Here is an 18098-nt window from a genome sequence, read left to right as displayed (position 1 = left end):
GCCGGCCGCCGGAAGATTCATGGTGGGGGGAAGCAGCAATGGCGATCTCGGATCGGGATCCAGCGCTGAATGTTCGCCGGAAAAATCGCCTCAAGCGGGCTAAAACCGCCGTGCAGGCCGTCGTGCTGCTCGTCGTGGCGATGCTGATCTACCGGGCCGTATGGGGCATGGATACGTATGCGGAGCCGGATAAGCGCGCGTGGAACAGCGATCATGGCTTCGTCGCGCTCTCGTATTTCGGCGTCGGCCGTTCGGGAACCCCGAAGCTGATCGCCAAGAACGAGCTGAACAGCCAGCTGAAGGCTTTGCACGATCAGGGCTATCGGACGATATCGCAGCAGGACATTCTGGACTATTACGGTTCGGGGAAGCCGCTGCCGGACAAGGCGCTCTTCCTCTCGTTCGAGGACGGCCGCAACGATTCGGCGCTGTTCGCGGAGCCGATGCTGGAGAAGTACAACTTCAAAGCGACGTTCCTGTCGTACGCGGGCAAGTTGGGCAACGGGGACAACAAGTTCCTGCAGGCGAAGGAGATGCTGAAGCTGCGCAAGACGGGCTTCTGGGAGCTCGGCAGCAACGGCTATCGCCTGTCGTATATCAACGTGTTCAACAATGACGGCGGCTTCCTCGGGCAGAAGACCGAGAAGGAGCTGAAGAACAAGAGCGAGGTTGCGTATTACAACCATTACCTGATGGATTTCGTCCGGGATGAAAATATGATTCCGACGGAAGACCGCGGGCAGATGGAAGCGCGGATCGCGCAGGATTACAAGCAGATGAAGGATGTCTATACGGCCAAGCTCGGCTATGTGCCGGGGCTGTATATGATCATGCACGCGAATTCGCTCGGCAGCGGCATGAACCGGCTCGTGACGGACGCCAACGAGAAGGAGATCGAAGCGCTGTTCCAGCTGCATTTTGCGCGGGAAGGCGAGGCTTTCAACGGCAAGGGCGAGAGCGTGTACGATCTGACGCGGGTGCAGTCGCAGCCTTATTGGTCGACCAATCACCTGCTGATGACGATCGGCAACGACAGCGGGCAGAAGATGAATTTCGTTCAGGGCGAGAAATCGCGCGCCTCGGATTGGGACGTCGCGACGGGCGCTGCGGAGTTCGACGAGAACGAGATCGTGCTGACATCCCCGGCAGGCGCGGAAGGACTCGCCTACTTGAAGGGCAGCGACGGGTATGGCGACGTGTCGCTGACCGCTAAGCTTACGGGCAACGTTATCGGCAAGCAGAGTCTCTATCTGCGGTACGACCGCGAGAAGGATGCGTACGTTCGCGTCGTGCTCGCGGATAACGAGATCGCCGTGGAGCAGAAGAAACCGGGACAAGCCGTGGAGCGGCTGTTCGGGGCGAAGCTGAGCGACGTGTCATGGGACGACGAAGACCTTGCGCTCAGCAAGGCGGCGGTGTATACCAAGGCGCAGACGGCAGCGGGGCTGGAACCAGATACGAGCATTCCGGTCAATATCGCGAAGGCGCGCCGTGTCGGCGTCGAGCTTGGCGGCGGGAAGCTGAGCCTGAAGGTGGACGGCCGGACGCTTCTAAGCGGACGGGCGATCGACGCTTCGATCGCGAAGGGCGGCGTGGCGTTGTCTTCGGAGGCGAGCAAGCAGAACGCGAAGGACGATATCTATGACGGGCGTTTCGTCGATGTGACCGTGAAGTCACTGGGCAATGCGGCTGATAGTGGAAGCAACGAAGATTGCAGTAATGGCAACGGCAGCACCAATGGCAACACCAATGGCGGCACCAATGGCAGCGGCAGTCACGGAAGCGGCAATAATGACAGCGGCGGCAATCGCGAAGGTAAGCTGCTGTACCGCAATACGAACGAAGGACTGCAAGGGATGATTAGCGGCGTTAAGCATGGCTTTAACCGGGTCGTGGATTGGTTCATCGATACGTTCTAGGGCGGTACATGGATAGCTGGCGGCGCTTGTATGGAGCTTCGTTCTGCGTTCTGTCAAAAGAAGACGAGGAGGACAAGGCATGTCCGGTGTGCGGCGAGGCAGAAAATCCCGCGGCGGAAGGAAGACGGCTTGGACCTGGTGGGGCATCACTGCCGCAGCCGCGGTCGTCGTCTTCTTTGCGTTGGCGAAGGGAAGCTTGGACGGCGGCAAGTCCGGGAATGACATGCCTGCCGGGAACGCATCGGATACGCCCCTAACACTATCCGCCTGGGTCGTGGATTGGGCGTGGGAAGCAGGCGTGGCCGATCTGGCGGTGATCAGTTCTGGTCTGAACGGCGGCGTGCAGGCTTTTGCGGCGTATTTCAATGCTGACGGCAGCCTCTATTATACGGATGAAGACCGGAAAGCATGGCCCGAGGTGCTTGCCGCCGCGAAGCGCGCCGGCAATGGGCGGACGCTGCTGACGGTCGTGAATGACCGGTATAAGAATGACGGCTCCCCGGGGGAACAGAAGGATCCCGCCTTGATCACGGAGCTGATGGCGGCGGAAGCGAGCCGCGGCAAGCATATGAGCGAGCTGCTGGAGGCGGTGAAGGCCAAAGGATTCGATGGGTTGGAGCTCGATTACGAGCGCGTGCCGGACGGAGCTTGGGGGACGTACGGCCGGTTCATCGGCGACCTATACGCGCGGCTTCATGCCGAAGGCAAGACGCTGCGCGTCGTGCTGGAGTCGAGGGCGCCTCTCGAGAAGCTGGACCTGCCGGAAGGACCGGCCTACGTGATGATGGCCTATAACCTGTACGGCGGCTTCAGCGGGCCGGGCCCGAAGGCCGACGCGGCGTTCATCGCGCAGCTGGCGGCACGCATGGATTCGCTTCCGGGCGACAACGCAATCGCGCTGTCGCTCGGCGGCTTCGACTGGACGGCGGACAAGCAGGCGGTAAGCGTAACGGAGCTTCAGGCCGCGGAACTGGCGAAGGGGGGGAATGCGGAGCCGGCCGTCCGCGACGATGCGAGCGGGAGTCTTCACTATCGCTACACGGACGGAGATGGCGTGACGCATACCGTCTGGTATGCGGATGCAGAGACGCTGAGGCGCTGGATCGGCACCGCCCGGAACGCCGGCGTGCATAACATCGCGCTGTGGCGGCTCGGCGGACTGTCGGAGGAGATGCGCGCGTTCATTAAAGAGCGGCGGCCTTAGTCTCTGCACCGTTTTCACAATGCCGTACGCGTATCGTCCCTGCATCTAAACCCGCCCCGTGCACCACATACTCTTTCCTGCATCAAAACCTTCCCTACAGGGTATAGAATAATAGCATTCGGTTTTATATCGCGCTGGAGGTGGAGCTGCATGAACGGGAATGAAGAATCAATCCGTCCGGAGGACGTGCCGGCAGAGGATATTATCGCTCAGAGACAGGGAAATGGCTACATTTTGAAAGGTGTCGGCGGTCAGATCGGCGAGATCACTTACAGGCTGGTCGACGTGGACACGTGGATTTTGGACCATACGTACGTGGATCCGAAATACCGCGGCGGCAATTTGGCGAAGCAGCTGCTGAACCTCGTCGTCGCCGATGCGCGCGAGAAAGGTCGCAAGATCATCCCGGCCTGCGCCTATGCGCTTGCCCAGTTCAAACGCAATCCGGAGTATGCGGACGTGTGGGAGAAGGACGAGAAGGAAGCGAACTACTCGGATCATGCTTAACCCGCGTGCACGACATTAATGGGATGAAATGAATAAAAGCGTCGGAGGGGCAGCGAGGCTGTCCGTTCGGCGCTTTTTCGTTGATGTTTTATGCTATTAAGAGAGCGACTTGATCAGCAAAATCTCCAGCGGCTCGCCCGGAAGAAGGAGGCACCCCGCATCCGCATAACCCAGCTTCCTGTAGAAATGCTGCGCCTCTTCATTCGCCAGCGTAGACGTCATCACGAGCTTGAAGCCCTGCTTCTTCATCTCGTTTTCCCAATGCGATACCACTTGCTTGCCGATGCCCGTGCCTCGATGCGGCTCGTCGATCCAAAGCATGTTCATGAAGGGCGTGTTATCCCAAAAATACCCGTAACGCATCCAGCCGATCGGCGCGCCCTCTTCATTATTCAGCCTATAGATCTCCCCGGCTTGGATTTTGCTCCGGACGAGGCGCTCCGCAAGATGACGGTCGCGCTCCCGTATGTAGTCGTAATCGGATTCGGCGGCGATAACGATGTTCATGTCTTATACCCCTCATCGTTGAAATGCGTGCAACAAGCAGCAGCCAGCGATTCGTGCACGCGTCCCTGACTGTCCAAGCATCTGCCCCGTTCATTCACGTTCACGGCTTACTTGCATTCCTCTCCAGCTGAACCCGGATGCCTTCCCGGTCGATCTGTATCCAATACTCCGCGATCTTCCCGTCCGCCACGCGATAGACGGCGCTGGCAATTTCAATAATGGGCTTGCCCGTAGGCTGGAAGCCGTCTGCCTCGCCGACATGGTTCCCAGTCTGCCTCCAGCGCACGTAGACGCGGTCGTCTTGGGCGATCAGCTCTTCCACGACGAGACGGAACGCGCCGAAGGCATCCTGCATCTCGCGGACATGCGCCGCGTATTCGGCGGGAGAACGCGAGACGGTCGTCTCGTTCTCGGCTGTCGCCTGATGGGCCAGCACCCGTTCAGCCATGTAATGATGAGCTGCATCGGGATTTAATCCGGATCGTACCTGCTCGAAAAATCCCCGTACCACTTCCGCTGCATGCATGCTGCCAGCCTCCTTGTCAGGGATCGCCTAGACTCGGCGTTAGCCTGCTAGTTCTGCTTCAAATATTTCTCCGTCAGCGTCGTGAGCAGCTCGATGCCGATCTGATTCTCGCCGCCCTCGGGAATGATGATGTCGGCGTATTTCTTGGACGGTTCAATGAAGGCTTCGTGCATCGGCTTCACCGAGGTCAAATACTGCTGGTGGATCGACTGGATCGTCCGTCCGCGCTCCTCGATATCCCGCAGGACGCGGCGAAGGATGCGAACATCGGGATCGGTATCCACGAACACTTTGATGTTCAACAGCGGCCGCAGATTCTCGTCCGACAACACGTGAAGCCCTTCGAGAATGACGATCGGATGCGGGAGCAGCTCGAGCGTCTTGTCCGTGGAGCGGGCGTGAACGGTGAAATCGTAGACCGGCGCCTGCGCGGGATTGCCTTCCTTCAGCGTCTTGAGGTGCTCGATCAGCAGTTCGTTGTCGAACACGAGCGGGTGGTCATAATTCAATGCTCCCCGTTCCGTCATGGACAGGTGGGAGTGGTCTTTATAGTAATTATCCTGCGAAATGAACGTCACTTGATTCGTGCCGAGCTGTTCGATGACGGAACGCGCGACGGTCGTTTTGCCGGAGCCGGTGCCCCCGGCGATACCGATAATAAGCATGGGATAAAGCAGCCTCCTTGGCGGTGTTCAATCCCCGTATTGTAGCATAATCCGGTCCCTGATTTCATCCCGGCCGGGCCATGCACTTTTTGTCAGATGGAAAGGACCCGGAGGATGCGGAGGAGTTTGGCCCGAACGACGGCATTCATTGTCCGAAACGACATGGCGGGCGGCGGTTAATTCGTCTTTGATGCAGGCTTGCGTGCATGATGTTCAGTCAGGGCAAGGCATCGATTACAATTGGGAAGCTGTCCAAATCACCATGCGGCATGTCCGATTCCGCGTCGCCAAGAATGCGCTTTCATTTTATAATGGAAGGGAATGGGAAGGGGGCATGTCGGCCATGCGCATGAAATTTCAAGCCAGCCTGTATTTGAAGGACCCGAAGTCGCTTCCCGTCCACGTGGAGCGCAAGGTCCACCGCACGGAGGATTTGCCGCCCGTTCACGAGCATGCGTTCTATGAGCTGGTCTATGTCGTGCATGGCCATGCGTCCCACTATTTCGAGAACAAATATTACCCGCTGCATGGAGGTGATGTGCTGCTCGTTCGTCCCGGCCAGTTCCACACGTACGTGCTGGGGCAGGGCGAGTCGTTCGAGCTGGTGAACTGTTTGTTTTTGCCGGAGCTCTTCGAGCATGAGTGGTTGAAAGCCGTCGATTCCAAAGGTCACGTCGAGTCGTTCCTGATGCATCCGTTCTTGAATCGCGAGGACGAATTCCATCCCCGAATATCGCTGGAGCTCCGCGATGCAAGGCGGGTGGAGCGGCTGCTGGAGGAAATGCTGGACGAGCAGAAGGATGGCAGAGAAGGGTATGCCACCATACAGCGCCTGAAGCTCTTCGAGCTGCTGCATCTGCTCCTGCGCTGCCAGAACGAGGCGATGGGCAGAGCCAAACTGACGCCGTCGCCGAAGCGTTCCGATTCCCGCGATCTCATCGTGCGGCGCATCCACCAGTTTTTGACCGAGAATCCGGAGCAAAAGCAGGGCATGGAGCTGCTGGCGGGCCAATTCGGCGTCAGCGTCCGCCATCTGAACCGGCTGTTCAAGCAGGACACGGGCAAAACGATATTGGAAATGCTGCATTACGTCCGCATCGAGCGGGCAAAGGAACTGCTGATGCACACGAGCGACAGGGTCGTCGACATCGCGGCGCGCATCGGCTACGAAGACGCATCCTTCTTCACGAGGTTATTCATGCGCAAGGTAAGATGTTCCCCGGCAAAATACCGCGAGGAGATGCAGCAACGATCCGAACACCGATAAACGAAACGGAGGTTGGATAATGAAGAAAGCGACAACGAAGCGATTATCAGGATTTCTTGCCGCATGCATGCTGGCGTCCCTTATTGCCCCGACGGCGGAAGCGATGAAGACGAAGAGCGCGGGCATCTCCGCGAGCAGCTTCACGTCGGGACTGCCGGCATCCAATGCGGCGAACGGCAATATTTTCGATTTCTATTCCAGCACGGGGCATGGCGGGACCGCGAGCGCGAACGAATGGCTGCAGCTGGATCTCGGACAGAAGCAGTACGGCATCAACCGCGTACGGCTTTATCCGCGCGAAGGCGGCTACGGTTTCCCGGTCGACTATAGCATCCAATACAGCGACAGCAGCTCGGGTCCGTGGACGACGGCGCCGGGCACAAGCCGGACCGCGTTTGCGAACCCAGGCTTCAAGCAGGTGGTCGTAGACTTCAGCTCGGCGGTCGATGCCCGTTATATCCGGCTGAACGCCACGAAGCTCGGCACCGACAACTTTGGCAACGCCTATCTGCAGATTGCGGAGATGACGACGGAGCAAGCGACGACTGCCGGCGATCAGCGCGTGACGCCAAGCTCCGTGTCGCCGTCCACCGAGCAGGCGACGATGGAAGCGACGAAGACGATCAACAACTCCGCCGCGGACTTCTGGACGTCGGCCGTGCACGCGGGCAGCGCGGCAACGGAGAGCCTGCAGCTGAACTATAACAAGAAGTACGCGTTCTCGAAGCTTGTCCTGACGCCGCGTTCGAGCGGCGAGGCATTCCCGGTCGACTTCAAGCTGCAATACAGCGCGGACGGCAGCAGCTTCACGGACATTCCTGGCCAAAGCTACACGAACTATCCGGCTCCGGGCGCAGCGCCGCAGACGTTCGCTTTCGCGCCGCTGAAGGCGAAGGCGCTCCGGGTCGTCGCAACGAAGCTTGGGAAGGATTCCTTCAATAACTACTACTTCCAGCTGGCGGAGGCGGCCGCGTATTCCGGCACGCCGTTCGCGACCGACGCGGGCGGGGACTTCGACCAGAACTGGAACAACATGTGGCAGCAGTTCGGCGCCGTGGACGACGGCACGGACGCGGTGTACAAGTTCGGCAACGAACCGACGTATTTCGAATGGATGGCCCGCAAGCTCATGTGGAGCACCGAGACGAGCTACAAGAGCGACCTGAAGCAGAAGGTGCGCGATCACGCCCAAAGCTCCGACGGCTTCTTATGGTCGTGGGCGGACAATCCGCGCTGGCCGAGCGGCAATTCCCTGCATATCGCCAACAATCCGCTCTATATTCTGTCGGCTTGGCGGATCGCGGTATGGGATGATCCAAGCTTCCTGGATGCGGTCGACAGCAATTCGAATTACGCAGGCGGGGATATTTCCAACGGCAAGACGGTTTGGCAGAAGGTGCAGGACGCCATGGCTTTCCTGAAGTCCGCGAGCATGAACGGCTCGAACGGCCTTATCGTCATTAATAACGGCGAGAGCGAAGGCACGACGTCCGGGGCGACGGGGCATCCGACGAACTACTGGGATAACCTGCGCTTCGGCTACAAGGATCCTTACGTGAACCTATATTTCTACGCGGCCTGCAAAGCGATGAGCGAGCTGTATGCGATGAAGGGCAACGCGACGGAAGCAGCTAACTATGCGACGCTGGCGGCCACGGTCAAGACCAACTTCAACGCCACGTTCTGGGACAGCACGAAGAAGCGCTACGTCTCGACGATCGACATCAATAACACGACGCGGGATTTCGGCCTCGTATTCCTGAACACGGAAGCGCTGGCTTACGGCCTTGCCGACAGCACGACGAAGGCGAACGACATTTTCAGCTGGCTGGACGGCACGCGGACGATCTCCGGCGACACGTCGACGGGCAGCGACATCTATTACTATACCGTCGCGCCGCGTTCCAATACGCTCGCGATCGAAAGCACGGGCAGTCCGTATTGGTGGCAGGATCCGGGCGGCATCTCGGTCACGGCGTCCGGCGGCTGGGATCAGCATTTGGAGAACGGCGGGTTTATTTTCTATACCGAGTTCTACGATATCTTGGCACGGGCGCAGTATAAAGGTATCGACAATGCCTACGCTCGGATGAAAACGGTCGCGAGCGAATACGCGATCGACGAGCTTCGCCGCGATCCGAACAACGGCTACGGCGCGGCATGGCGCATCGGCGTGACCGGCGAGTTTCCGGAATCCGGCCTCGTGCCGGCAGCCTTCGTCTATACGGTGGCGGGCATCGACGCCTCGAAGGACGGTTTGACCATCGCGCCGAACATTCCGACGGGGATGACGACGGCGACGGTGAACCCGTTGTCGTACCGCGGCCGCGAGTATGCCATTCAAGTGTGGGATGATCGCGTAGAGATCACGACGCTGAACAGCGGCACGCCTACGGTGACGTATCTCGTGGGCAACCTGGCCGCGAGCACGACCTACACGATCGACAAGCTGAACATCGCGGCAGGCACGACGACGACGCGCACGGCAACGACAGACGCGAGCGGCAAGCTGACGGTAACCGAGGCGCTGACGAACGCGACGAAGATTACGGTTCGTCGGTAGTCGGGGCACGCGAGAGTTTGCGAGGTGGCGATGAAGTGCCTGGTAAGCTGCAATATCATGGGAGGCAAATAGAATAGCAGCGCGAGATGCGCCGAAGAAGGAGCCTGCCCGGAAAAGGTGGGCTCCTTCATTTTGTCCGTCATTCGGTCCGGCTTCGGCTCATCAAACTCGCAAAGCTGCTTTCGAGCATGCAAAGTTGCTGAATCGCATAAATCCTAATTAATATCGGCATCTCGAGCTCCGAAAGCTGCTGAATCACACAAATCCGGATCAACATCAGCTTCTTGAGCTCCGAAAGCTGCTGAATTGCACAAATCCGGATCAACATCGGCATCTCGAGCTCGCAAAGCTGCTGGATCGCACAAATTCGGATCAACATCGGCTTCTCGAGCTCCGAAAGCTGCTGAATCGCACAAATTCGGATCAATATTGGTTTCTTGAGCTCCGAAAGCTGCTGAATCGCACAAATCCGGATCAACATCGGCATCTCGAGCTCGTAAAGCTGCTGGATCGCACAAATTTGGTGTATCATCGGCATCTCGAGCTCGGAAAGCTGCTGAATTGCACAAATTCGGATCAACATCGGCTTCTCGAGCTGCGAAAGCTGCTGAATCGCACAAATCCGGATCAACATCGGCATCTCGAGCTCGTAAAGCTGCTGGATCGCACAAATTTGGTTGTATCATCGGCATCTCGAGCTCGGAAAGCTGCTGAATTGCACAAATTTGACTCAACTCCGGCTTATTGGGCATTAAAGCTGCTGTTACGCACGATTTCGCCCTGCCCGCGCCAAGCGCTCCACGCTCTGATCCTACGTCCGCGCCCTGTGCTTACGTCCGCGCCTAGCACTCTCCACGCCGCGCCCCCGGCGCCTAGTACTCCACGCCCTTGTGCTTACGCCCGCGCTTAGCACTCTCTACGCGGCGCTCCCGGCGCCTAGTACTCCACGCCCTTGTGCTTACGCCCGCACCTAGCACTCGCTGCGCCCTCGCGCCAAGCGCTCCACGCCTTGTGCTTTCGCCCGCGCCAAGCACTCTCCACGCCGCCGCGCCCTCGCGCCAAGCGCCCCACGCGGCGCGTCCGCGCCAAGCGCTCCACGCCCTGTGCCCACGTCCGCGCCTAGCGTCCCACGCCGCACCCCCGCACCTAGCACTCCACTCCCTATCCCCGCGTTCGCGCCGCCCTGCGGTAAGCTCCTATTGCCACGCCCCGCGTCCCCGCGACAAGCCTCTCGATCACCTCGCCATAACACAAAAATCCCACACAAAAAACAAATCCAGCTCATTGTGAAAACGCTTACTTTTGCAGTACGATGGGCTTGTTCACTCACACGGGGCCTCGTACTTACAGTGGACGGCAGAACACGGAGGGGGAATGCCTCACCGCGGAACAGAGGGAACGATCGACCAGAATCCCCATGCTTCGCCAAACGGCAAGCGGCATGCTGCAAGGTTTGACCCATTCACGCCAAAGGAGTGTTTATGATGTCCATTTTCGGCAACAGGCTGACCAAGCTCAAGAAAACCGTCGGCAAGCTCGTTCTTGCCGCCGCGATTGCGGTACCCGCCCTTATCGGCTCGGCGCCATCGCCCGCAGCCGCCTTCACGAACACGGATGCCGACACGGCGATGAACGCGTTCATCAGCTCCTATTGGATGAGCAGCCAGAACCAATTCGCCATCGATACGACGAAATCGGCGAAAGAGGAATTTTGGAAGCAAGCCTTGATGATGGAGGTGCTCGAAGACGCGTACGACCGGACGGTGAGACAGGGTTCGCCGAGTTCTACGTATTATAACTACATTGTCAGCCTGGCCAATTCGATTCTGGCGCAGTACGGCAACAACTGGACGTATGTGGCCACGCTGACGGACGATCCGATGTGGATGACGATGGCGTTCCTGCGCGCCAACGCGATCACCGGCACGGCGAGCTACCTGACGGCGGCCAAAAATACCTTCGACGGCATATGGACGGCGGCCTACGACACGTCGCTCGGCGGCGGCATCTGGTGGGATTACGCCAAGACGGCGAAGAACACGTGCAATAACATGCCGGCGGCCATCGCGGCGGTCATGCTGTCCGGCGCGCTCAGCGACACGAGCTACTTGACCAAGGCGCAAAACCTGTACAGTTGGGAGAAAAGCCGTCTGTTCCTGAACGGCCGCGTCATGGACAACCTGCACAGCGACAACGTCACGGTCGACAGCTGGGAGTTTACGTACAACCAGGGTGCCTTCATCGGCGCAGCGCATTATCTGTACAAGGCGACGAACACGGCTTCCTACCTGCAGGATGCCATCGCGGCCGCGGACTATTCGTACAATCACATTACGGACACCAACTACATCCTGACCTATGACGCTGAGGATGGCGTCGAGGCAGGAGCGGGGTTCAAGGGGATCTTCGCCCGCTATATGAACCTGCTTATTAATGTGGACGGCCAAAGCCAGTATGCGCCGTGGATGAATCTGAACGCCGACACGGTCTGGAACAACCGCCGCACGGCAGACAACCTGACTTACAAGGACTGGTCGGTGAAGGCGCCGAGCGGGACGATCAAATCCTTCGGCAGCTCGACGGGCGTCTCGCAGCTGCAGAACACGATTCCTGCCAGCGGTTCGATCACGAAATCACCTGCGCCGGCAGCTTCGACAATGGTCAACTTGTCGTCCTACTTTAACGAAGACGCATTCAGCACGGATGCGACGCCCGGCAGCTTCAGCTGGAGCGGCGGCTCGTATGCCTATCCGTCCGAGCAGGTGGGCAGCAGCGTGAATTTCGAGGGCACGCCGTACAACTTCGGACCTACGAACGACGGCAGCTGCAACGGCACCGTCAACACGGAGTGCAACGCCGTAAAGGCGGTCGGCCAGACCATTTCGCTACCGTCCGGCAAATATACCGAGGTTCGCATCCTTGCCGCAGCTACGTACGGCAGCCAGATTGCGAAGGAGATCAAGCTCAATTACAGCACTAGCGGCAGCGTGCCGAACCAAGCGAACATCGTGATGGCGGACTGGGCGGCGAGCGATACGACCGGCCAGAAGGTCGCCAAGACGTTCACGTCGACGCACACCTCGGCGGGCGAGAACCCGGGAACCGCGCGGATGTATGCCTACTACCTGCGCGCGACGCCGAATTGGACGCTCTCGAGCATCACGCTGCCGAACAGCCTGAACGTCAATATTTTCGCGATCACGCTCGTATCCGCCCAGCAAGCGGACTTAACGCCGTATTACAACGAGGACGGATGGGCAAGCGACGCGAGCGCGAGCAACAACAGCTTCGGCGGCGATGCCGGCTACGGCTATTCGTCGGACGTGCTCAATCTGAACCCGACCTATAGCGGCATCAAGTATACGCTGGGACCGGCGGCGAACAACCAGAACAACGAGATCAAGGTAACGGGCCAGACGATCGCGCTGCCGCCGAACCTCTATTCGTCGATCAAGCTGCTCGGATCCAGCTCGCACGGCGACAAGACCGGCACGTTCACCTTGAACTATTCGGACGGCGGCACGAGCGCCGTCGGCGTGGCCATGCAGGACTGGGCTTTGCCGGGTACGACGGCGAATCAAGTGCAGACGATGCCGCGCGCGCATATTAGCGGTGCCGTCGGAACGGGCTCATTCTATGTGTTCGGCTACAGTTTGACGCCGACGTCCGGGAAAACCGTGAAGAGCATCACGCTGCCGGCCAATTCGGATATGCATGTCTATGCCGTCTCGCTGGTGCCTTAATCGATTCATCGCATAGAGCTTAGCCTGTCGCGCTCGATCGGAGCGCGGCAGGCTTTTTCGCCGAATCAAGCAGCGTCAGCAATATTTCTGCGTCTTCGGACTTGAGCCCGTACCCGGAAGTATGCTATAAAAAGAGTAGCGTTAGCACTCCGAGCATCAGAGTGCTAACAACATTCATTCGGGGAGGCTTTCCGTACCATGGTGAAGCAAGAGTTCAAGGCAGAGTCCAAGCGACTGCTGGAAATGATGATCAACTCCATCTACACGCAACGCGAGATTTTCCTGCGGGAGCTGATCTCCAACGCAAGCGACGCTATCGATAAAATCTACTATAAGGCGCTGACCGACGAGAGCATCGCGTTCAACGCGGCCGACTACTACGTGAAAATCACCGCCAACAAAGAAGGCCGCACCTTGACGATCGCCGATACCGGGATCGGCATGACGCAGGAGGACCTGGAGAATAACCTCGGCATCATCGCGAAGAGCGGCTCGCTGGCCTTCAAGAAAGAGAACGAGAGCAAGGAAGGCCACAACATCATCGGCCAATTCGGCGTCGGCTTCTATGCGGCGTTCATGGTGGCGGACCGCGTAACGGTCACGAGCCGCGCGCTCGGCAGCGCCGAGGCGTTCAAGTGGGAATCCGAAGGCGCGGACGGCTACACGATCGTTCCGGCCGAGAAAGCTTCCGTGGGCACCGAGATCGTGCTTCATATCAAGACGAACACCGAAGACGACAATTACGATGAGTTCCTGGAGGAATACCGCCTCCGCTCCATCATCAAGAAATATTCCGATTTCATCCGTTACCCGATCAAGATGGACGTGACGGGGCAGCGTCCGAAGGCCGAAGCAGCCGAAGGCGAAGCGCCGGAATTCGAATCGTACGTCGAAGAGCAGACGGTCAACAGCATGGTGCCGATTTGGCGCAAGAACAAGAGCGAGCTGACCGACGCCGACTACGAGCAGTTCTACAACGAGAAGCGTTACGGCTTCGACAAGCCGCTGAAGCATATCCATATCAGCGCGGACGGCGCGGTTGTCTACCGGGCGATCCTGTACGTTCCGGAGAACACCCCTTTCGACTACTACACGAAAGAATACGAGAAGGGGCTCGAGCTTTATTCCAACGGCGTCCTGATCATGGACAAGTGCGGCGACCTGCTGCCGGACTACTTCAGCTTCGTGAAAGGGATGGTCGACTCCGAGGATCTGTCCCTCAACATCTCCCGGGAAATGCTGCAGCATGACCGCCAGCTGACCCTGATCGCGAAGAACATCAAGAACAAGGTCAAGAGCACGCTGCTTAGCCTGCTGAAGGACGAGCGCGACAATTACGAGAAGTTCTACAAGTCGTTCGGCCGCCAGCTGAAGTTCGGCGTATACGGCGACTACGGCATGAACAAGGACGTGCTGCAGGATCTGCTGCTGTTCCACTCCTCCAAGGAGAACAAGCTGGTGTCGCTGGACGAATACGTCTCGCGCATGCCGGAAGACCAGAAGTTCATTTACTACGCGACGGGCAGCTCCATCGAGCGCATCGAGAAGCTCCCGCAGACGGAAATGGTGTCCGATAAAGGCTACGAAATCCTGTACTTGACCGACGACATCGACGAGTTTGCGCTGAAGTCGATCATGAGCTACAAGGAGAAGCAGTTCAAATCCGTATCGAGCGGCGACCTCGGCATCGAGCCGGATGCGGATGCCGACAAACCGGAAGCGGAAGAAGCGGGCAGCAAGGAACTGTTCGAGCAAATGCAGACGCTGCTGAGCGGCAAGGTGACCAAGGTGAAGGCGTCCAAGCGCCTGAAGAGTCATCCGGTCTGCCTCACGAGCGAGGGCGAATTGTCCATCGAGATGGAGAAAATCCTGAACGCAATGCCGAACAACGACGGCGTGCAAGCGGAGAAGGTGCTCGAGATCAACGTGAACCATCCCGTGTTCCAATCGCTGAAGGAAGCCGCGGAGAAGGACAACGAGAAGCTGAACCTGTACACGCAGCTGCTGTACAACCAGGCGCTGCTGATCGAAGGTCTGCCGATCCAGGATCCGGTGGCGTTCACGAACGATATTTGCAAAGTCATGGTGTAAACGATAAACGGCATGTAGGAGTAACGACGTGAAAGAACGAAGAGCAGCTCCCGGGAAACCGGGGCTGCTCTTCGTTTGTTGTGGACCTGAATTGGGCGCGTGAAGACGCCGTCAGCTTCGGAAAGTTGCACGCTAGGCAGCAAATACGAGTCGCTAGTGCAAAATGTCGTGAGCGGGACCCTCTATGCGACAGGCGCTCGGGTATTGCCCGCATCCTCAATTCACCCGAAGCGAGGCCACTAGCTTCCCTCTCGTCTCCGCAAGCCGCCGTTCCGCACCGTGCGGCTCAAGCGGCTCGCTCCAAGAGAAGCCGTCTCCGGCATACCGGGGGATGAGATGCATGTGATAATGGCCGAGGTCGTTGAAGCGGCCGCCGTTCTGGCAGATGGTAATGCCGTCGGGCCGGAACGCCTGCTTGAGCAGGGCGGACAGCATCTTGGACGCGTCCATGACGGCGTAGGCCGTCGCGTCATCGGTCTCTTCCACGTCCAGCACATGCCGTTTGGGCAGGATGAGCAGATGCCCTTCGTTAAAAGGCGCAATATCGAGCACGCAGGCGACATGTTCATTTTCGTAGATCACGTTGACGTTCGGCTCGAGGCCGTTGGCGATACGGCAGCCTAGGCATTCCATAGGAATACACCTTCCTTGTCGAGTGATAGTAATGGAACGGGAGAAATTAACGGATGACGCTCGTCAGAGCATGCGTTTTGCTAGAAGGATCTTGCCAGCGATTTAGTCGACGTCAAGCGATGAGGCAAGGTTGCAGCGGCCTTCCTCCGTTCGGCGTGGGGTTTGAATCCCGCCCGATTGGCGTACATATAGAAGACGAGGGAGGCGGGGATGATGGAATACGAATTGCTGGTCCGGATCGCGGTCGCGGGCGCATGCGGTCTGCTCATCGGCTGGGAACGGAAGAGCCGGATGAAGGAGGCGGGCATTCGGACGCATTTCGTCGCGGCGGTCGGAGCGGCGCTTATGATGGCGATTTCCAAGTACGGGTTCCACGATATGCAGGGTGACACCGGTATCGCGCTGGATCCTTCTCGAATAGCGGCACAGGTGGTGAGCGGCGTCGGGTTTCTCGGCGCGGGCATGATCTTCATGCAGCGGCAGACGATCAAAGGCCTGACGACGGCCGCGGGACTATGGGTGACGGCCGGCATCGGGATGGCGATCGGCGCGAATCTGTACGTGCTCGGAATCGGGGTAACGATTCTCATTCTAGCCGGGCAAAAGCTGCTGCACGGCGGGTTTAGCTGGGTGGACGGACCGAAGAGCGAGCAGCTGACCATCGGTTTAGCGGATGAAGACGGCGCGACGGAGGCGCTGCAATCCGCTCTCGAATCGGCGGGGGTCGTCGTGCTGCAGTTTCATGCCGAGAAGCTGCGGGGCGGGGACGGCCAGGTGCTGCAGCTGGACATGATCGTCAGGGTTTCCTCGGCCGGCGGCGCGGCGAAGCTCCTGCCGATCATTCAGCGGGTGCCGCAGGTGCTGCGGGTCGAGACGCAGTAGCGCCTTCTTTGACACGCTGCCTCGCAGGCGTCGACGCCGTTGGATGCCGGTAAGTTGCACGGCTTTACGAGTTTAGATTCCGGGGAGCGTCCATAGGGGCGCTCTTTTTACGCTCGTTACCGATATCCTCTCCTTGGTTCTGCGCCAAGCCTCATGATCATGGCATCGCCCCGTTATTCTATAGATTCATTAACCATCGTCTTATAGTTACGGCCCCAGGTTCGCATTAAATCAATGATCGGTCTTAAGGTATCGCCCAATTCGCTTAGTTCATACTCCACTTTCGGAGGAATTTCGGCATAGACCTTCCGGGTGACGATACCGTCTTCCTCCATGGCCCGCAGGTTCTGGGTTAAAACCTTTTGACTAATTTCGGGCAGCCCTTTCCGTAGTTCGCCGAAACGCTTGGATCCCGTCAACAAGTCCCGCAAGATGAGAAGCTTCCACTTATTGCCGATCAAGCCGACGGTCGTTGCGACCGGGCAAAAGGGCAATTCCTTCTTCGGTATCATTCAAGTTCTCCCCCCATTAGTTACCTTTAGGTTCGTATCGGATAAAAAGGTGCCTACTTTCAAATGCGATATATTGGCATTATTATAAATCCATCGCCGTGAAAAACAAGGCGTAAAACGAAAACCCAATCGAAGACTCGCGCATCTTCAACCTTGACACCAACTGCGCGGAACTTAAATCGGCTTCATTTAGGAGGGGAAATACATGGCGACATTTGTACTTGTTGCTGGGGGATGGCATGCAGGATGGTATTATCAGAGCCTAGCTGCAGCATTGCGCGAGCAGAAACACGATGTCTATCCGCTGACTCTCACTGGCCTCGGTGAACGTCAGCACCTTCTGACAGCCTCCGTTAATCTGGAGACGCATATTCAAGACGTGATCGCATTCATTAGAACCGAAGGGGTTACCGACGTTATTCTTTGTGGTCATAGTTATGGCGGGATGGTTATTTCAGGGGTTGCAGACGCGGTTCCGGAACGTATATCAAGCCTAGTCTTCATAGATGCTTACGTTCCGGCTGACGGAGAATCGTGCTGGGACCTGTCGAATGAGACGTTTAGACAGCAATACATTGAAGGAGCTTCCTTGAACGGATATGCGGTAAGTCCGCCTCCAAGGCTGCATGATGCTAGAGTTACGCCACACCCGCTTGCTTCTTTCGTTCAAAAGATACGGTTGAAGGGTCAACCGGCGAACAAGTTGCGCCACTACTACGTTTATTTATCCAACTGGAATGAAACACCGTTTACCGGCACTTATGAACGCCTCCGGAAAGATCCGGCATGGACGGTCTTCTCGCTGCCAGTCGGACACAATATTATGGCTGAGGCACCCGATAAGCTTTTGGAACTCCTCCTTACGGTATCAACGAATGGTTAGCGAAAGCTCGGCAGACTGGCAGACCATAAAAAAGGTCCACGACACGCAGCGTGTCCTGGACCTTTTCTTCAGGCTCGCAGCGGCCATGGAAGCCGGACTGCCAGTATTTGCACGACCGATTTTCAGCTTCTCTTAAGCTAGCGGGCGTATAGTGGTTGGAAGCGACGGAGCGCTTGCGCTGCCGTTCGTTTGCACG

15 protein-coding genes are annotated in these 18098 nt (G+C 58.1%); 9 read left to right on the top strand and 6 right to left on the bottom strand.

What is annotated here, in order from left to right; genetic code table 11:
• Nucleotides 1-38 precede the first annotated feature (38 nt).
• The 3 genes from AC0YNU_RS20195 (at nucleotide 39) to AC0YNU_RS20185 (ending at nucleotide 3630) form a co-directional block, all read left to right on the top strand.
• On the top strand, nucleotides 39-1919 hold the full coding sequence (locus tag AC0YNU_RS20195) for a polysaccharide deacetylase family protein (RefSeq protein WP_475759925.1): 1881 nt from the start codon (nucleotides 39-41) through the stop codon (nucleotides 1917-1919).
• A gap of 79 nt (nucleotides 1920-1998) precedes the next feature.
• Nucleotides 1999-3123, top strand: a complete 1125-nt coding sequence (locus tag AC0YNU_RS20190) for a glycoside hydrolase family 18 protein (RefSeq protein WP_475759923.1) — start codon at nucleotides 1999-2001, stop codon at nucleotides 3121-3123.
• 3 nt (nucleotides 3124-3126) lie between these two features.
• A complete protein-coding gene (locus tag AC0YNU_RS20185; RefSeq protein WP_475759973.1) occupies nucleotides 3127-3630 on the top strand; it encodes a GNAT family N-acetyltransferase in 504 nt (167 codons plus the stop codon).
• A gap of 96 nt (nucleotides 3631-3726) precedes the next feature.
• Here AC0YNU_RS20185 and AC0YNU_RS20180 read toward each other — a convergent pair whose 3' ends face one another.
• The 3 genes from AC0YNU_RS20180 to udk form a co-directional block, all read right to left on the bottom strand.
• Nucleotides 3727-4137, bottom strand: coding sequence for a GNAT family N-acetyltransferase (locus tag AC0YNU_RS20180; RefSeq protein ID WP_475759921.1), 411 nt, complete (start codon nucleotides 4135-4137; stop codon nucleotides 3727-3729).
• Between the two features lie 100 nt (nucleotides 4138-4237).
• On the bottom strand, nucleotides 4238-4663 hold the full coding sequence (locus AC0YNU_RS20175; protein ID WP_475759919.1) for an ester cyclase: 426 nt from the start codon (nucleotides 4661-4663) through the stop codon (nucleotides 4238-4240).
• Nucleotides 4664-4710: 47 nt separating this feature from the next.
• Nucleotides 4711-5328, bottom strand: a complete 618-nt coding sequence (gene udk / locus AC0YNU_RS20170) for a uridine kinase (RefSeq protein WP_475759917.1) — start codon at nucleotides 5326-5328, stop codon at nucleotides 4711-4713.
• 343 nt (nucleotides 5329-5671) lie between these two features.
• Between udk and AC0YNU_RS20165 the strand changes: the two genes are divergently transcribed.
• Both AC0YNU_RS20165 and AC0YNU_RS20160 read left to right on the top strand, forming a co-directional pair.
• Nucleotides 5672-6595 carry a helix-turn-helix domain-containing protein gene (locus tag AC0YNU_RS20165; protein WP_475759915.1) on the top strand — a complete coding sequence of 308 codons (924 nt, stop codon included), beginning with the start codon at nucleotides 5672-5674 and terminating at the stop codon, nucleotides 6593-6595.
• A gap of 19 nt (nucleotides 6596-6614) precedes the next feature.
• Nucleotides 6615-9158: a discoidin domain-containing protein gene (locus AC0YNU_RS20160; protein ID WP_475759913.1), complete on the top strand. Its 2544-nt coding sequence runs from the start codon at nucleotides 6615-6617 to the stop codon at nucleotides 9156-9158.
• A 215-nt stretch (nucleotides 9159-9373) separates the two neighbouring features.
• On the opposite strand, the gene AC0YNU_RS20155 is transcribed toward AC0YNU_RS20160, so the two are convergent.
• On the bottom strand, nucleotides 9374-9910 hold the full coding sequence (locus tag AC0YNU_RS20155) for a hypothetical protein (RefSeq protein WP_475759911.1): 537 nt from the start codon (nucleotides 9908-9910) through the stop codon (nucleotides 9374-9376).
• A 729-nt stretch (nucleotides 9911-10639) separates the two neighbouring features.
• On the opposite strand from AC0YNU_RS20155, the gene AC0YNU_RS20150 reads away from it, so the two are divergent.
• Entirely contained in the window at nucleotides 10640-12901 is a 2262-nt protein-coding gene (locus AC0YNU_RS20150; protein WP_475759909.1) for a glycoside hydrolase family 76 protein, read from the top strand.
• 198 nt (nucleotides 12902-13099) lie between these two features.
• Nucleotides 13100-14992 (top strand): molecular chaperone HtpG, encoded by a 1893-nt coding sequence (htpG, locus tag AC0YNU_RS20145; RefSeq protein ID WP_475759907.1) that lies wholly within the window; start codon nucleotides 13100-13102, stop codon nucleotides 14990-14992.
• 216 nt (nucleotides 14993-15208) lie between these two features.
• On the opposite strand, the gene AC0YNU_RS20140 is transcribed toward htpG, so the two are convergent.
• Nucleotides 15209-15625 (bottom strand): HIT family protein, encoded by a 417-nt coding sequence (locus AC0YNU_RS20140; RefSeq protein ID WP_475759905.1) that lies wholly within the window; start codon nucleotides 15623-15625, stop codon nucleotides 15209-15211.
• 210 nt (nucleotides 15626-15835) lie between these two features.
• Between AC0YNU_RS20140 and AC0YNU_RS20135 the strand changes: the two genes are divergently transcribed.
• Nucleotides 15836-16507, top strand: a complete 672-nt coding sequence (locus AC0YNU_RS20135) for an MgtC/SapB family protein (protein WP_475759902.1) — start codon at nucleotides 15836-15838, stop codon at nucleotides 16505-16507.
• 173 nt (nucleotides 16508-16680) lie between these two features.
• Here AC0YNU_RS20135 and AC0YNU_RS20130 read toward each other — a convergent pair whose 3' ends face one another.
• Entirely contained in the window at nucleotides 16681-17019 is a 339-nt protein-coding gene (locus tag AC0YNU_RS20130) for a winged helix-turn-helix transcriptional regulator (protein WP_475759900.1), read from the bottom strand.
• 205 nt (nucleotides 17020-17224) lie between these two features.
• Between AC0YNU_RS20130 and AC0YNU_RS20125 the strand changes: the two genes are divergently transcribed.
• Entirely contained in the window at nucleotides 17225-17902 is a 678-nt protein-coding gene (locus AC0YNU_RS20125) for an alpha/beta fold hydrolase (protein ID WP_475759898.1), read from the top strand.
• Nucleotides 17903-18098: the final 196 nt, after the last annotated feature.

The sequence above is a fragment of the Paenibacillus sp. J31P316 genome, from assembly GCF_056269105.1.
Note: the sequence above shows the minus strand (reverse complement) of the source record. Positions and strands in the feature narration are given on the sequence as shown.

Bases quoted from the DNA above. Each gene is read 5' to 3' on its own strand.
- AC0YNU_RS20195 (WP_475759925.1), top strand. From the start codon at position 39: ATGGCGATCTCGGATCGGGATCCAGCGCTGAATGTTCGCCGGAAAAAT.
- AC0YNU_RS20190 (WP_475759923.1), top strand. From the start codon at position 1,999: ATGTCCGGTGTGCGGCGAGGCAGAAAATCCCGCGGCGGAAGGAAGACG.
- AC0YNU_RS20180 (WP_475759921.1), bottom strand. From the start codon at position 4,137: ATGAACATCGTTATCGCCGCCGAATCCGATTACGACTACATACGGGAG.
- AC0YNU_RS20175 (WP_475759919.1), bottom strand. From the start codon at position 4,663: ATGCATGCAGCGGAAGTGGTACGGGGATTTTTCGAGCAGGTACGATCC.
- udk (WP_475759917.1), bottom strand. From the start codon at position 5,328: ATGCTTATTATCGGTATCGCCGGGGGCACCGGCTCCGGCAAAACGACC.
- AC0YNU_RS20165 (WP_475759915.1), top strand. From the start codon at position 5,672: ATGCGCATGAAATTTCAAGCCAGCCTGTATTTGAAGGACCCGAAGTCG.
- AC0YNU_RS20160 (WP_475759913.1), top strand. From the start codon at position 6,615: ATGAAGAAAGCGACAACGAAGCGATTATCAGGATTTCTTGCCGCATGC.
- AC0YNU_RS20155 (WP_475759911.1), bottom strand. From the start codon at position 9,910: ATGCCCAATAAGCCGGAGTTGAGTCAAATTTGTGCAATTCAGCAGCTT.
- AC0YNU_RS20150 (WP_475759909.1), top strand. From the start codon at position 10,640: ATGATGTCCATTTTCGGCAACAGGCTGACCAAGCTCAAGAAAACCGTC.
- htpG (WP_475759907.1), top strand. From the start codon at position 13,100: ATGGTGAAGCAAGAGTTCAAGGCAGAGTCCAAGCGACTGCTGGAAATG.
- AC0YNU_RS20140 (WP_475759905.1), bottom strand. From the start codon at position 15,625: ATGGAATGCCTAGGCTGCCGTATCGCCAACGGCCTCGAGCCGAACGTC.
- AC0YNU_RS20135 (WP_475759902.1), top strand. From the start codon at position 15,836: ATGATGGAATACGAATTGCTGGTCCGGATCGCGGTCGCGGGCGCATGC.
- AC0YNU_RS20130 (WP_475759900.1), bottom strand. From the start codon at position 17,019: ATGATACCGAAGAAGGAATTGCCCTTTTGCCCGGTCGCAACGACCGTC.
- AC0YNU_RS20125 (WP_475759898.1), top strand. From the start codon at position 17,225: ATGGCGACATTTGTACTTGTTGCTGGGGGATGGCATGCAGGATGGTAT.